Source organism: Myroides sp. LJL115, assembly GCF_054871665.1.
In genome coordinates this window covers 1-14,700 of sequence record NZ_JBTXLS010000010.1, presented here as the reverse complement: position 1 = coordinate 14,700, position 14,700 = coordinate 1, and the positions used below count along the sequence as shown (strand labels likewise).

The 14,700-nt window shown below is 33.0% G+C and carries 11 protein-coding genes; 4 read left to right on the top strand and 7 right to left on the bottom strand.

The genetic code is table 11. From position 1 onward, the window contains the following. Positions 1-74 precede the first annotated feature (74 nt). The gene (locus ACYSNX_RS04040) at positions 75-1,445 is read left to right on the top strand and encodes a glycosyltransferase family 2 protein (protein ID WP_461753408.1); all 1,371 of its coding nucleotides are present in this window, start codon (positions 75-77) and stop codon (positions 1,443-1,445) included. A gap of 495 nt (positions 1,446-1,940) precedes the next feature. On the opposite strand, the gene ACYSNX_RS04035 is transcribed toward ACYSNX_RS04040, so the two are convergent. Further along, on the bottom strand, positions 1,941-3,902 hold the full coding sequence (locus tag ACYSNX_RS04035; protein WP_461753407.1) for an oleate hydratase: 1,962 nt from the start codon (positions 3,900-3,902) through the stop codon (positions 1,941-1,943). A 505-nt stretch (positions 3,903-4,407) separates the two neighbouring features. On the opposite strand from ACYSNX_RS04035, the gene ACYSNX_RS04030 reads away from it, so the two are divergent. Both ACYSNX_RS04030 and ACYSNX_RS04025 read left to right on the top strand, forming a co-directional pair. Then, a complete protein-coding gene (locus ACYSNX_RS04030) occupies positions 4,408-5,181 on the top strand; it encodes an SDR family oxidoreductase (protein WP_461753406.1) in 774 nt (257 codons plus the stop codon). A gap of 61 nt (positions 5,182-5,242) precedes the next feature. Beyond that, positions 5,243-6,970 carry an amidohydrolase gene (locus tag ACYSNX_RS04025; RefSeq protein WP_461753405.1) on the top strand — a complete coding sequence of 576 codons (1,728 nt, stop codon included), beginning with the start codon at positions 5,243-5,245 and terminating at the stop codon, positions 6,968-6,970. A gap of 242 nt (positions 6,971-7,212) precedes the next feature. Here the strand turns inward: ACYSNX_RS04025 and ACYSNX_RS04020 are convergent, their stop codons facing one another. The 3 genes from ACYSNX_RS04020 to ACYSNX_RS04010 form a co-directional block, all read right to left on the bottom strand. Continuing rightward, positions 7,213-8,475, bottom strand: coding sequence for a chloride channel protein (locus tag ACYSNX_RS04020; protein ID WP_461753404.1), 1,263 nt, complete (start codon positions 8,473-8,475; stop codon positions 7,213-7,215). A 231-nt stretch (positions 8,476-8,706) separates the two neighbouring features. Beyond that, entirely contained in the window at positions 8,707-9,285 is a 579-nt protein-coding gene (locus ACYSNX_RS04015) for an HPP family protein (RefSeq protein WP_461753462.1), read from the bottom strand. 577 nt (positions 9,286-9,862) lie between these two features. Continuing rightward, positions 9,863-10,555: an HAD family hydrolase gene (locus tag ACYSNX_RS04010; RefSeq protein WP_461753403.1), complete on the bottom strand. Its 693-nt coding sequence runs from the start codon at positions 10,553-10,555 to the stop codon at positions 9,863-9,865. Between the two features lie 664 nt (positions 10,556-11,219). On the opposite strand from ACYSNX_RS04010, the gene ACYSNX_RS04005 reads away from it, so the two are divergent. Beyond that, positions 11,220-11,744, top strand: coding sequence for an alpha/beta hydrolase (locus tag ACYSNX_RS04005; RefSeq protein ID WP_461753402.1), 525 nt, complete (start codon positions 11,220-11,222; stop codon positions 11,742-11,744). A gap of 18 nt (positions 11,745-11,762) precedes the next feature. Here the strand turns inward: ACYSNX_RS04005 and ACYSNX_RS04000 are convergent, their stop codons facing one another. From ACYSNX_RS04000 to yfdV, 3 genes are all read right to left on the bottom strand, one after another. Then, positions 11,763-12,374, bottom strand: a complete 612-nt coding sequence (locus tag ACYSNX_RS04000; protein WP_461753401.1) for an ImmA/IrrE family metallo-endopeptidase — start codon at positions 12,372-12,374, stop codon at positions 11,763-11,765. Beyond that, positions 12,367-12,708 carry a helix-turn-helix domain-containing protein gene (locus ACYSNX_RS03995; protein ID WP_461753400.1) on the bottom strand — a complete coding sequence of 114 codons (342 nt, stop codon included), beginning with the start codon at positions 12,706-12,708 and terminating at the stop codon, positions 12,367-12,369. Before ACYSNX_RS03995 ends, ACYSNX_RS04000 begins: the two co-directional genes overlap by 8 nt. A gap of 422 nt (positions 12,709-13,130) precedes the next feature. Continuing rightward, positions 13,131-14,093, bottom strand: coding sequence for a transporter YfdV (gene yfdV / locus ACYSNX_RS03990; RefSeq protein ID WP_461753399.1), 963 nt, complete (start codon positions 14,091-14,093; stop codon positions 13,131-13,133). Positions 14,094-14,700: the final 607 nt, after the last annotated feature.

Sequence of the window (14,700 nt, the reverse complement as noted above, 5' to 3'; positions counted from 1 at the left end):
AAGTTAAATTAACAACTCGATACTCCTAGAGAACAATTCAGGGCTTGGATAGAATTAATTATAATTATAGAGTTATGCAGGCAAAAGATTTTTCAAAATTTAATTTTAATAACCAGGCCATGGGCAAAAAAGACTACTTAGTACTTTTTTGTAGTTTGGCTTTATTATTTTCCAGCGCTTTTTTTGTGTATAATTTCTCCAATTCCTCTTATTTTCAAGAGACACCAAACTTTGGAGGTTTTACAGAAATTCTTGTGATTATAAGTGGAATACTATTGTCTATAGAGGTATTGTTTTTATTGTATTTGTTTTACAATTACTTAAGATATAAGCCAGTTGATATGGCCTTGGATGAAGATTTACCTTATTGTACGGTTATAGTTCCCGCTTATAATGAAGGACGCTTAGTATATGATACCTTACATAGTTTAGCACAAAGTGATTACCCTAAGGATAAGTTGGAAATTTTATCCTTTGATGATGGAAGTAAGGACGATACTTGGCAATGGATGCAAAAAGCAGCTAAGGAGTTAGGACAAAGCATAAAAATATTCCAACAACCCAAAAATATGGGAAAACGCCATGCTCTTTACAGAGGTTTTAAAATGGGTAAAGGAGAAGTGTATGTAACAGTAGATAGCGATTCTATTGTACAAGGAGATACCCTTAGACAATTAGTGAGTCCATTCTCTGTAGATCCTTTATGTGGAGCTGTGGCGGGTAATGTTTTGGTTTTAAATACTAAAGAGGGGATTATCCCAAAGATGCTTAATGTTAGTTTTGTGTTTAGTTTCGAGTTTGTTCGCTCTGCCCAAAGTGCTATAAAAACGGTTTTATGTACTCCAGGGGCCTTAGCGGCTTACAAAAAGAAGGCAGTCTTACCTATTTTAGAGCAGTGGATAAACCAAACCTTTATGGGAGTGGCCTCGGATATTGGAGAAGATAGATCAATGACTAACTTTATATTAAAACAAGGTTATCATGTACTATTTCAAAAGAATGCATATGTACTTACTAATACGCCTAAGCAATATAAAGGACTTTATAAGATGTTTATTCGTTGGGAGAGAAGTAATGTTAGAGAAAATATCATGATGAGTAAATTTGCCTTTTCTAATTTTAGAGAAAGCAGTAAAATAGGGGCAAGGGTTTTACTCTTAAACCAATGGATTAAAGTTATTTTAGCTTATCCTTTATGTATCTCAATGCTTTACTTTTTAATCGCTTTTCCAGTGCGATCCATTACAACTGCTTTGGTAGGTATTCTTGTATTCTCTAGTATTCAGGTTTTATTCTATGCTAGAAAATACAACATTAAAAACTCTCTATGGGCCTATACCTATAGTATCTTCTATGCATTTACTTTATTTTGGATAACTCCTTATGCTATTGCTACAGCTAGTAGAAGCGGATGGCTTACTAGAAGCTTACCGGTTAAAAAATAAATAAATAATACGTGCATTACTAGACACTATGTCTTATCGCATTTATAATAAGAAAAATAAATTATTAAAAAGGTAGGAATCCCCATAGGGAATTCTGCCTTTTTTGTTTTTAAAAGCCATAAAAATAAAAAGACCTATAGATATATCCACAAGTCTTTTCTAACAGCGATTTATTTTATAAAAAATAATTATTTACCTCAAGGGTCTTTCTAAACCAATTTAATTATGCTTTATAAAATCCACCTATTTTGATTTTCAATTCAATTTGTACTTCTAGTTTTAAAAAAGGAGAGGCGATTTTTTGCAACTTTAAAACAAATGCCGCTTCTACCTTTTTTAGAATGGGAACTGCATTACAATAGTACGATGATATTTTTTTTTCACCAAAAAAGGCGCATAAAATGGCTGAAAACAGGGATAAAAGAAAAGGGGAGTTCCTCTTTTTAAAAGATTTCTCCCCCTTTTTTGTTTAAGAATGATTTAGACAAGAAAATTTTACATATGTTTCATCCAGTCTTTTAATCTGGTGAATTGTTCAGCAAAGAATCCCTCTGGTTCTTTGTGTGGATCAATTTCATTAGGATCTGGATTTTCTATTTTGTCAACAGGTAAGACATGCTCGTAATAGGTTCCTTTTAATAAACGTTTTAAAATTCCTTCTCCAACAAAACTCTTACCGTCGTTAAGAGCTTTAACTGCTTTTAATAACTGGCGGATATCGTATTGGAACGGAGCAATATCCGGAACTTGTTTATTAGAATTAGTTAACCCATATACAGCTACTCTTGCTGTTCTAATAGAGCTTTCCATGGTAAATACTACGTCATTGTCTGTTTCTACAAACTGTCCTACTAAACCTAAGTTAGGATAATTTTGAGGCACAATAGCAGGTCTATCTCCCGTTTTTCTAGGCATAAACATAGAAGTAATGTACGGCATATAAGAAGTTCTAACGATAGTATTTTGTTTTACATTATCAAATTGATTCTCTAAATCTAAGTGATAACACAATTCTGCAAGAATTTCATCTCCGGTACATTCTGGCATACATTTTTTAACGTAATTTCCTTCTTTGTCCATTAGTAGAGCATATACCCAAACTACTAATACATCTTTAGGTTGCTCAGGGAAGTGTGGTTGTCTTTCACAAGTAAAGCTCAAAATCCAATTGGAATCTGTAATGGTAATAATTCCCCCTGTTACGGTTCTACCAGAATAAGGATCGTTGGCAGCGTGTTTTTTAAGTTTTTCTACAAAGGCAGATGGGCGACAAGTAAGAGTAGCACTCATCCAACCACTTTTGTCAATATTAGAGCAGAATTTCTCTGGATGACCAAAGGTTTTATCCTTCGCTGCTAAGTTTTTCCATAATTTCCAACCTGGACTCATTCCACTTGTAGAGTTGTCAATTTCCACAACCGGTGCCTTGTCATTATTTCCATAGAAAGTATCCTCTGTCATGGATCCTGTAGTTACAATAACATAATCTTGTGGATTAACTGCAATGGTTTGTTTTTGGCCAGATTTAACGGTGTGAATAGTATCTACATACTTTTTACCATCTATTTCTTTAAAATCCAAGTCTTCTACTAGAATGTCTAATTCTAGTTTTACCCCTTGCTTATTTAAATAACCTCCTAAAGGTTTAATAAAGGTATCGTGTTGGTTGTATTTAGGGAATACTAACGCTGTGAAGTCATGTAATCCGTCAATATCATGTAAGAATCGATGTACATATAGTTTGAATTCTAATAAACTATGCCAATTTTGAAAAGCAAACATGGTTCTCCAAAAAGTCCAGAATTTACTAGCTAAGAAACTCTCTGAGAAGTATTCTTCAATGGTCATATCATCTAACTCCTCTTTTCTTTTTAAAAGAATTTTTACAATAGCGTATTGGTCTTTCTTACTTAGCCCAAAACTATCAAAACTTTGAATGATTCCCTTTTTATGAATTAAACGAGATACAGAATAGTTTTTATCATTATCATTGATAAGTCGGTATTCATCTAGCACACTATATGGAGGTGGTAGTTCCAAAGCAGGAATGTTTTGGTACATATCCCAAACGTTTTCATAGGTCATGTCCATTTCTCTTTGACCTCTACATAGATAACCTATTGTAGCATTTCCGGCTCCATCTAAAGAACCTCCCTCTACGTCTAATTGCTCTAAAAAGACAATATTACTAGGTGTTGCCCCAGCATCTCTTATAAAGTAATATGCAGCAGATAAACCTGCAATTCCCGAACCAACAATATAGATTTTACTGTCCTTGATGCATTTAGTGGGTATGCCTCTATTTCTTTGGTAATTTCCTATTTCATCTGCCCATGGCATGGTTTTCTGTTTATTATTCACAGGGGCAGATTTATTTGCATCTGGCTGGTGATCAACAGGATTTAAAGTGTACGCGTCACTGAGTACTTTTTTTACAATTGGGTTTTCATTGTCCATAGATTCTAATTATATTGGTTAATATACATCTTAAAATTAACATAAAATATTTATTAAGTCTAAATTTTATTGATAATTAAGTCAATGTATGGTTGATTTTTATGTAAAATAAGCACTGATAGTGTGTTTTTGTAAAGGTGTTGTTGCTCTTTACTATTGGCTTAGTAAGGAGCTTTGTTGGCTTTTTGCTTTTATGTAGATGGTATTTTATCATTTGGATTTGTGCAATAACAAAAAGTGTTATTAGAGGATAAGTCAATAGTAAAATGTATGGGTAGTTTGTAGTAGAATACTTTTAAGTATGGTAAAAAGAGTGTGTTAGATAACTTTTTGTAAAAAGAAAATATAGTATATAGGTATTGGCATAGTTGTACAATTCTAGTTTTAATAGGAAAACACATAATTTTAAAAAGTGTATTTGTGCCAAAAAGTCATCTAAAGCTTAGTGCAATGGTTAAAATAGGGGTATCTTTATAGGAAAGTAAACCTATATTAAACAAAGCATATGCAAGAAAATAAATTATTCGATTTAACAGGCAAAGTAGCCATAGTAACAGGTGGTGCAAGTGGCATAGGAAAAGCCACGGCTCTTTTGTTAGCCCAGTATGGAGCATCTATTTGTATAGGAGATTACGATATTGAAAAAGCAACAAAGACTGCCCTAGAAATACAAAAGTTAGGAGTAAAAGCTATAGCTGTTCATTGTAATGTTTTACAAGATAAGGACCTAGAGAATCTAGTAGTAACAACCCTAGATGAATTAGGCAGTATTCACATCTTAATCAATAATGCCGGGGGAGGAGGAGGAGGACGTGAAAATCCTTTTAAGATCTCTGTAGAGGACATTAAAAGAGACTATCAGTTAAATGTTTTTAGTGGATGGAGATTGTGTCAATTGGTCGTTCCTCATATGAATAAGGCAGGTTATGGCTCTATTGTATTTACCACCTCAATGGCAAGTATAAATAAAAGTCCTAATATGAGTGGTTATGCAGGATCTAAAGCATCTGTAAACCATATGGTAGCAAATCTGGCTTATGATTTTGGTCCAATAGTACGTATAAACGCAGTTGGTCCAGGTGCCACAAGAACAGCGGCCTTAGAAAGTGTGCTTACTCCAGAGATAGAAGCCTCTATGTTAAAGCACACCCCAATTAAATGCTTGGGTACCCCAGAGGACATTGCAGGGGCGATGCTGTATTTTGCTAGCCCTATTTCCCAGTGGGTAAGTGGACAAACGATTTTTGTAAACGGAGGAGGCCAGCAAACCTTGGAATAAACTTCAAAAAGTAGAAGCAATTATAATTGATTAAAAGTAGAAAAAATATAAAAGCAATTAAATGAAAAAGATATTATATAGCGCCTTGGTGCTGGTATTGTTTTATAGTTGTAAAGACGGAGCTACTCTAGTTGATCAAGGAGTAAAAGAGCAGCAAAGTGCTAAGGTCTATTTCAATGGAGATATTCTTACCATGGAGTCTTCTAGCCCAACTTATGCCGAGGCTATAGTAGAGAAAGATGGAAAGATTGTCTTTGTAGGTAGCAAAGAAGAGGCCTTTGAGAATTACTCTACTGCCACTCAGGTTGATTTACAGGGTAAAACCTTATTACCTGGGTTTATTGATCCTCACAGCCATTTTGGTATGGTTTCCAACACCATGGGACAAGTGGACTTAAGTCCTGCTCCTATTGGTGATGTTACTAATATAGAAGATATCCTAACTAGGATTAAAGCCTATAAGGTGGAAAATAATATACCCGATAAAGAGTGGATTTTTGCATGGGGCTATGACGATGGACAGTTAAAGGAAAGAACCCATCCAACCAAAGAGCAAATAGATCGTGTACTACCTAATAACCCTGTTTATTTACAACATATTAGTGGACATATGGGAGTAGCCAATTCCATGGCCTTAGAGCTTATGAATGTAACGGCTGACACTCCTAATCCACCAGGGGGTAATATTCAACGTATGACTAACTCAAATGAGCCAGATGGTTTAGTTCAAGAAACAGCCATGTACCCCTTTGTTGGTAATATGTTAGAGATTTTAGCCAAAGGGAAGCCTAAGTATTTTGATGCTACACAGTTATATTATGCATCCAATGGTATTACAACAGCTCAAGATGGAATGAGTGATTGTAGTAGTATTGATTTTTTTCAATCTCAAGCAGATGCAGGCAAGTTAAAGATAGATCTAATAGCTTTAGGGGGAAGTAATGATTTAGAGCAAAATCTTAGTGATCCTACTATGAACTTCAAAACGTATAAAAATCACTTTAAAGTACAAGGAACTAAGGTCGTTGCAGATGGATCTCCCCAGGGAAAAACTGCCTATTTTACCAAACCTTTCTTAACGGAGGTTCCTGGATGTAGTCATGATTGTAGAGGACTTCCTAGTTTAAATACCCAGGAGTTAAGAGATATATTCCTAACTGCATATGCAAAGGATAATCAACTCTTTATTCACGGTAATGGAGATGCTACTATTGATATGATTTTAGATGCTCACCAGTATGCTAGTGAAAAGCTTGGTGAACCTTTAGATAAGGATAGAAGAACTATTGTTATTCACTCTCAGTTTGTGCGACCTGATCAATTAGTAGCTCTTAAAGAGTATAATATGGAGCCTTCCTTTTTTACTAATCACGCTTATTTTTGGGGAGATGTTCACCTAGAGAACTTAGGTCGTGAAAGAGCTTTTTTCCTAAGTCCAATGGCTAGTGCTATTGAATTAGGATTAAAACCTACCAATCACTCCGATGCTACAGTAACACCTATTAATCCTCTTTTTACTATTTGGACGGCTGTAAATAGAGAATCACGCTCGGGAGTTGTCATAGGACCAGAGCAAAGAATTACTCCTTATCAGGCCATAGAAGCTATTACACAAAATGCTGCTTATGAATTTTTTGAAGAGGATACAAAAGGTTCATTAAGTACTGGAAAATTAGCTGATTTTGTGATTCTAGATCAGAATCCATTAAAAGTGAGTAGTCAAGATATTAAAGACATTAAAGTAGTGCAAACCATTAAAGAAGGCCAAAGCATCTTTTTGCGTGAATAAATGCAAATAATTAAATAACAGCTAGTAGACTCTTAAGTAATAAACTGCTAAATATTTTATTGAATTAAACTATAAAGTTCTTTAGGATTAAGAGTCTATTGTATGGTCTGTTTGTATGACTTAGGGGATGCTATATTAATTCGAAAAATAGGCGAAGTTAAAGTCCACCGATATAATAGCTTTCATTTGTACCCTTATATTATAAAAGCAAATTTGGAATAATGTTTTTTATACAATAGTAATTATTTCTTATTTAAATAAAAATCATACGTATACACGTTGTATGGTAGGATGATCTTAGAGAAATAATTGGCCGTTAGATTTGCCAATAATATTGGAATAAAAAGTTGATAACCATTAGGAGCAATACTACATACGAGGAATAATGCTGTAAAGGGAGCGTAGATAGAAGCCGAAAGCGTCGCTGCTGCCCCTACTAAAGCAAAATTAATGGGAATTACTTGAAAGTCAAACACACTGTTGCATATTTGAGCGAAGAAAAGTCCCAAAAACGCCCCCACAACTATACTTGGAGCAAAGACTCCACCATCTCCACCAGCCCCTAAAGTAAGGGATGCTACCAAAGGCTTTAATAGAATTAAAAGCATTAATCCTAGTAAAGAAATGGACTCAGGTTGGTATAAAATTTGCTTTAACCCCATATAACTATCTCCATATAATGCTGGGAAGGTAAATATAAATAACCCAACTGAGATTGCCCCTAAATTAACTCTAATGAAATTGTTGTTAATATTACCAAATATTTTTTTTACTCTAGTAACCAATAAAGTAAAATACACGGATAGCAATCCTGCAAATATACTTAGTACTAAAAAAAGAGGAAGTGCATATACATTCCAGTTTTCTACTTGAATTGCTATTAAAGGTTTATAATCAAGAGCGTAGATGAAAACCCAAGCTAATAAAGCCGAAGTACCACAGCTAATAATTAAAGTTTTACTTTTTTTTCTTGCAATCACTTCTAAAGCGAAAAGTAAACCTGCTAGGGGACTGGCAAACAATACTGCTACACCAGCTGTGACACCAGCGCAAATTAGTTCTTTTTTAAAAACGTTAGCAGAAAAATGGCTAGTATAGGCTGCATTTCCAACCGTAGCTGTAGCCACCACAGAGGATACCTCTATACCTGTGGAACCTCCAGTTATCACTGTAAGAAAACCATTAATCAAATGGGAGGGTATTTTAAATAAAGGTAAATGGTCTTTTCGTTGGTCTAAGGTTTTATAAATCTCTGTTATTCCCTTGTTTTTACGACCTTTAAAAAGGAATTTACGCAGAAAATATATCGTTGTTATTCCTAGTGTAGGTAAAAATATAAATAATAATTTCTGAGTATTGTTTACCTGATGGAAAATATATTCTTCTAGGTGTTCTGTTAGTTGCTGAGTAATAAAAACTAATATTACACTAACAATACTAACCATACTAGAGGCAAGTACTAGTCTGAATAAGTTATGATAAGTGATTTTTTTTCTAGTAATCATTGAATTTTGATTTTAATAAAGCTTTAATGCATCTTCACAAGTAAAATGCAACTTGTAAAATAGCTAAAGCATCTCAACTCTCCATTTGCTTTATTAGCTAAACAAACAATAGAGCGTTTTTTAGATACGGCCTAACTATATAGCTATATTTAGGTTAGTTTAAAGTTTTTATATGCCCTAATAATAAATAGTTTATGGATAATACATACCATAAAGTAGAGCTCTAAGTATTTATGTTTGCTTTGAAAAGGACTTCCTTATCGATATTTTGTGTATGCGAATAAAAGATTTCACAGGATATTGCCTTTTATGAGGTATGTTATTGAATATCAATGCTACTACAAATAAAATGGATACTCCAGTTATTACTGGGGAAACAACATATTCATACCCCAAGCTAGTTATACTCTCCCCACCTGTTACAGCAATCAAAGCTGTAGCTCCACCAGGAGGATGTAATGCCTTGGCCATTTGCATGCCAATAATAGATATGGAAACAGCTAAAGGCGCGGCTACCCATAAATGAAGACCTATTAACTTATAAATGGTCACCCCAACTATAGCGGAAATAATATGCCCTAAAAATAAATTTTTAGGTTGAGCTAAGGGACTACCAATAGCTCCGTAAATCAAAACACAACTAGCTCCAAAGGAACCAATTAAAAGAGTGAAATCTGCTTTTGAAAATAGTTCAAAATGCAAATAACTAATAATACCTAAACCTATAAATGACCCAATAAAGGCCCAAATATGTTCGTTGAAATCTACAAGGGTCTCTTTGTAAAGTAGATACCGAGTCCGACGAAACATTTTATTTTTTTTAATGTACATTTTGTTTTTATAATGAACTGCAAAGATATTACTTAATAGGCGATTTATATGGGGATTTGAGGTAAAGTTTTTCTTCAAAAACAAAGTTTGTTTTTAAATCAATATTGTTTGGTAAAGCTTGTATATTTAAAAAATATAATAAAAAATATGTAGCAATTAGCATCTGTAAATTGCTTTTTTTTTCACTTTTAAGAATGCCATATCCACAAAAAATGTAATAGATTTTTTACCGGGAGGCTTAAAAATTGCTTTTTATATGTGTTTTGTAAAATGATATGGTATAAAATGGAGGTATAAAGTAATTATTTCTGGTATAAATAGACTTGTGAGTGAAAAAAATAATGAATAGCTTTTTAGCATTTAGCTAATTGTCTTTTTTGTTTTAAGGCATAGATGTTAAAATTCTAGAGACTACCTTTTCAAGCAACACTATTGCTATGGCAAACTATTTACTACGATAGGATTTTTAGTGTTGCTGTGAAAGGAAGAATTTACCCTAGGTATAGTCCAGTAAAATATAGCCAGGCGTGTAAGGAGTAATTGGTGATAAGAGAGCTTATAGTAAGTATTTTAAGATCTGGTCCACAGATTTTAATTGAAGTAATTTTTTATGCTCCAATTCACTTTGACCTTCTTCATGTGCCCAGGTTACATGGTATGGAATATGGGCTGCATATCCCCCTAATTCTAAGATGGGAATAATATCTGATTTGAGTGAGTTACCAAGCATTAAAAGATTCTCAGCTTTACCATCGAGCTGTGATAGTAGTTGTTTGTAATCGCTTTGCTTTTTTTCGCTCATTATCTCTATGTGGTCAAAGTAATGTTCAAGGCCTGAATTATGTAATTTTCTCTTTTGATCAAGTAGATCTCCTTTAGTGGCAAGGACTAGCTTATAATTTTTATGTAGGGATTCTAATGTTTCCTCCACGCCTTGTAAAAGAACAATGGGCTTTTGTAATAGTTGGTTTCCGATTTCAATTATTTTAGCGATTATACTTGAACTAACACTTGTGTTGGATACTATATTTGCTGTTTCAATCATACACAACACAAAGCCTTTTACGCCATAACCATAAAGATGTAAATTCTTCATTTCAGTGTTAAAAAGCTCTTGGGAAATAATAGATGGGGGCTGGTAACTTTCAAGTAAAGCGCAGAATTGTCGTTCTGCTTCTTGAAAATAAGGTTCGTTTACCCATAAGGTGTCATCAGCATCAAAAGCGATTATGTGGATATCCTTCTTCATTTTTTTATATGTTTTCTAAAGGACAAAATTCATTAAGTATTAATTAAATAAAAAAGACATTTGTCCAGTAGTTTAATAGATAGGATAAATGCAGGCAGGCCTTGATTTATTACCTTAATAAAAACAAGGCAATTTGTGTGTTTTATTATAGAGTAAGCAAGTAGACAATGATCTAAGGTGGTTATTTTTTTATAGAGATTGGAACATTGGTAAGTCTAACCATATTTTTATGTGTTTTCGTGTAAAGGGAATATTCTGCTTCATGTAACTCAAGGAGGAGTTAAGACAAATTCAAACTCCATTCTTAGAACAAGGTAAGCCTTACTATCCATTAAAAAGAAAGTTTCATCAACTTAGCCTTAGAATATAGTCAATTGATAATTATTAGTTAGATATGATAGGGTTTTGTAAGTAGAAATTAATGACATCTTTTATCCTTTGGCTGTAGTTTTATTTGACAGTAGGACAGGAATTTGTACTCTATTTTATATTTTTGTTTTAATGTTAAATATGACATCTGTTTCTAAGTGTAGGAACTCAAAAAGAAGATGAAATTTTTAGCTAAACTAGCAGAAACATTTTAATTTATCAATTAAAGTCTTTCGCTAGTTTTTTTCAACCCATTGCATTTATTAGTTGGATGTAGGACATAAAAAGTATAACAATGAAAAAAATAATTATACTCTCTGATATTTGGGGAAAGGGGAAATCATCTTGGATGGCTTATTATACCACCATATTGGGTCAGTGTTTTGATCTACAATATTATGATTGTCAAGAATTGGGAGGAGTTTCTGTAGGTAAAGATAACCAAGAGGATATTCACCTAGAATTTATAAAGAATGGTATTGATAAAGCTGTCAAGAACCTACTAGAATTAGAAAAGGAAGCTTTTGCTATCATAGGTTTTAGTATTGGTGGATATATTGCGTGGAAAGCATGTTTATCGGGCTTAAAAGTCGATTATTTGTTTGCAATATCTTCTACAAGGTTGAGGTATGAAACACAGAAACCCCAAGGAGAAATCCAGGTGTTTTTTGGACAAGAAGATAAGTTTAGACCTTCCGATGCTTGGTTCAAGCAAATGAGTATCATATATACGCTTTATGTAAACCAAGGACATGAATTATACCAGAAAAGGGAGGTAGCTAAGAGTATTTGTCAGCAAATGTTTGACGTTATTAGTTAACTTGTTTCTAAAAACACATTATTTATATTCCAATACACCTGCTGAGTACAACTCTGTATTGTAACCATGTCTTATAGCATTTAACTTTACAGATGCCTTAAAGTTTTCAGCGTATGATTTACTTATCAACATAAGATCTTGTAATCTATATAATAAAGCCTCTCTCGAGCAAGAATAGTAATGCTCAAGCTTTAAAATTGTTTTAATTGTAATTTTATCTTTAGCTAATTCTACTTCTGGTATCAAAGACTTTATCCCACTTTCAGGTAAAAGTAATACTGCCGCAAAATAATCAGCATAAAACTCTTCTTTGTCTTTTTGATAAAAAAGACCAGTTCTACATATCATATAATTGAATTCTTGCTGTTCAAATAAATGATAAAGTTCGTGGCAAATTGTAAAATGCTGTTTTCCTAAGGAATGATTACTGTTGATGAGTATAAATCTTTCTACAGAGTCAGCATTGTTGATTTTTAAAGCCATTCCTGAAAATTCGTTACTTAAAGGCTTATATACGGTAATTAGATTCAAATTGCTTAATAAGCTTTTAAGGCGAATAGACTCAATTGCTCCGATTCCATTCCTAACTCTAAACTCATTGGCTTTGTTCTCAAGAATAAAATTATTCATCTATTATAGCTTTTTTCCTTTTCAAATAATTCATCGCAAGTTTTTTAAAAGAAGCCATTGTTTCTATGTCTGTTGCATCTAATTCCTTAGCTTTAAAAGCAAATGCGACATTTAGTTTAATATTATTTTCATCTTCTTCATAAAAGTCATACTCATCAACCCCGAATAAATTTGCTAATTTAGTCATTTGATTTGTTGGTACAGTGGCTGTACCATTCTCATATCTAGATATTTTCATTTTATTAGATAAACCTAGATATTTAGCTAAATCATCTTGAGATATGCCAATTCTATCTCTAAGTAATTTAATGTTCTTTCCGATAGTTGCGTCCATAATTCCTAGTTTTATATGTTACATATATAGTGATAAAAATGTTTGTATGTATTTTGTAACATGCTTTTTATTAGCTAAAAGTGAAATTAGTGCTCTTTATACCAGGCGGTTACGGTTTAAGATTGGTGTTGATAAACTCCGTATTCAAAGCAGATATTTGCTAAGTTTTTAAGATTTAGAAGGCTCGAAGACTTTGCTTCTTTTTCTTTATCGGTGAAATGATAAATTTAATTTAGGAAAATCTGTATTTATTAAAGAGATATTCTAGCAGAAATATTCCAAGTACGTAAATATAGAAACACTCCAATGAGAAAGAGTATTAAACAAAATGACCTCTGTAGTACTACGGAGGTCATTTTGTTTAGATTATTGCCATATGCATTGTTATGCATTTGTTTATATAATCGGAAGTAGCTTTTAACTTAACTACTCAGTGTTTTTGTAATATATATCCAAGCCGGAGCAGCTATGATAAAACCAATAACACTAACAGCTAGGGCAGATGTAGCCTCTCTAGTATAAACATTATATTTTCCTGAAATGATTACACCAGAGAATGCTGGTGGTAAAGCAACTCCTAAAACTAGCATTTGTAAAACCGTGCTATCTAGTTTGCATGCTAATCCTACAATTAAGAAAATACCAGGCATTATAATTAGTTTAAACACCGTATTATAAGCAGTTTCCCAATTAAGTTCAAATTGGTAAGCGGCCAAGGTAAGTCCTGAAGCAAAAACTGCAACACTGGAGTTTGCTTGAGCAAGTAATTGGAAAGTTGGATCTATCTGTGAAGGTACTTTGATTCCAATAAGGACAAACAAAACAGCAAGCATAGGAGCCCAAACAACAGGTTGTTTTAAAGATTCGATTAGGGCGCTTGAGTGGTCATTGTTTTGATTTAAGTTGGAGTCATTAGATGAATTTAAAAGATATAACCCTATTGGAATAACAATGGCATTTGCTACAATGGCAATAATGGCAATTACTAAGCCTGTTTCAATTCCAGTACCATAAATTGGATCAAGAACAGCATAACCAAGAAAACCTATTGTAGGAGACCCTGCCACTAGGCCACATATTGCACCTTGTGCTTTAGTGCGTTTGAAAAACCATTGTATAGTGTAGTAAGATACCATAAATAAAGCTACTAATCCTACAAGAGATATAATACTTAAAGTAGCATTTTGAAATAACATTTTTCTATCAGCGCGAACAATTGAAATAAATAGTGCCGCTGGTAAGGCATAATTTAAAACAAGTTTATTGAAAATTTGGGATTGTCCTTGCTGAAAAACATTTTTCTTACCACTAAGGTAACCTATAAGCATTATTGCTATAATTGGTATAAGATCATTAAAAAGTATCTTAGACATTAAATCTTCCATATGAGTATTTTGTTATTGTTTAAATAAAATCTATTTGGTCAATATGACTCTAAAATAGTTAAAACCATGCTAATATTAAAATATATCTCCCATAGTTATATTATGTAAATAGAATTTTATAGGTCTTAATACCTATTTTTGAAATTGAAAACCCTTGTAGAAATCTTGGTTTTGAATAAAAATAGAAGCTAAAAAAGACTATATGGGTATTTAGCAAGAGGTAGCCAAAAAAAGGATTGTTTGAGTAAGTAATTACTTATTATTTTCAGAGAAGTTCAAAAAATTCGGGGTAATTGTGAGGGCACTGATAAAGTAGCCTCTTTTTAGGAAATAGCTTTTTTAAAGACAAAAAATAACGCTTATAAAAGACTTTTTTAAGTCTCTTTGTAAGCGTTATTTGTTTTCTAGCTGTACTATTGGGTGGCTTAAACAGCCTAAAAAAAGGCCTTATACTATCTTTTATACAAAGTAGCTCCATTCGCTACTCATTATCCACTATTTTGAGTATTCTTTTAATATTTACGGTAAAAATCGTGATAGCTCCTTGCATTTCCATACAAGAAAGGCCATAAGAATCCGCACGGTTATAACCATGTACATTCTTTAA

Excerpts from the sequence above, each read along its gene's own strand:
- ACYSNX_RS04040 (WP_461753408.1), top strand. The coding sequence starts at position 75 with ATGCAGGCAAAAGATTTTTCAAAATTTAATTTTAATAACCAGGCCATG.
- ACYSNX_RS04035 (WP_461753407.1), bottom strand. The coding sequence starts at position 3,902 with ATGGACAATGAAAACCCAATTGTAAAAAAAGTACTCAGTGACGCGTAC.
- ACYSNX_RS04030 (WP_461753406.1), top strand. The coding sequence starts at position 4,408 with ATGCAAGAAAATAAATTATTCGATTTAACAGGCAAAGTAGCCATAGTA.
- ACYSNX_RS04025 (WP_461753405.1), top strand. The coding sequence starts at position 5,243 with ATGAAAAAGATATTATATAGCGCCTTGGTGCTGGTATTGTTTTATAGT.
- ACYSNX_RS04020 (WP_461753404.1), bottom strand. The coding sequence starts at position 8,475 with ATGATTACTAGAAAAAAAATCACTTATCATAACTTATTCAGACTAGTA.
- ACYSNX_RS04015 (WP_461753462.1), bottom strand. The coding sequence starts at position 9,285 with ATGTTTCGTCGGACTCGGTATCTACTTTACAAAGAGACCCTTGTAGAT.
- ACYSNX_RS04010 (WP_461753403.1), bottom strand. The coding sequence starts at position 10,555 with ATGAAGAAGGATATCCACATAATCGCTTTTGATGCTGATGACACCTTA.
- ACYSNX_RS04005 (WP_461753402.1), top strand. The coding sequence starts at position 11,220 with ATGAAAAAAATAATTATACTCTCTGATATTTGGGGAAAGGGGAAATCA.
- ACYSNX_RS04000 (WP_461753401.1), bottom strand. The coding sequence starts at position 12,374 with ATGAATAATTTTATTCTTGAGAACAAAGCCAATGAGTTTAGAGTTAGG.
- ACYSNX_RS03995 (WP_461753400.1), bottom strand. The coding sequence starts at position 12,708 with ATGGACGCAACTATCGGAAAGAACATTAAATTACTTAGAGATAGAATT.
- yfdV (WP_461753399.1), bottom strand. The coding sequence starts at position 14,093 with ATGGAAGATTTAATGTCTAAGATACTTTTTAATGATCTTATACCAATT.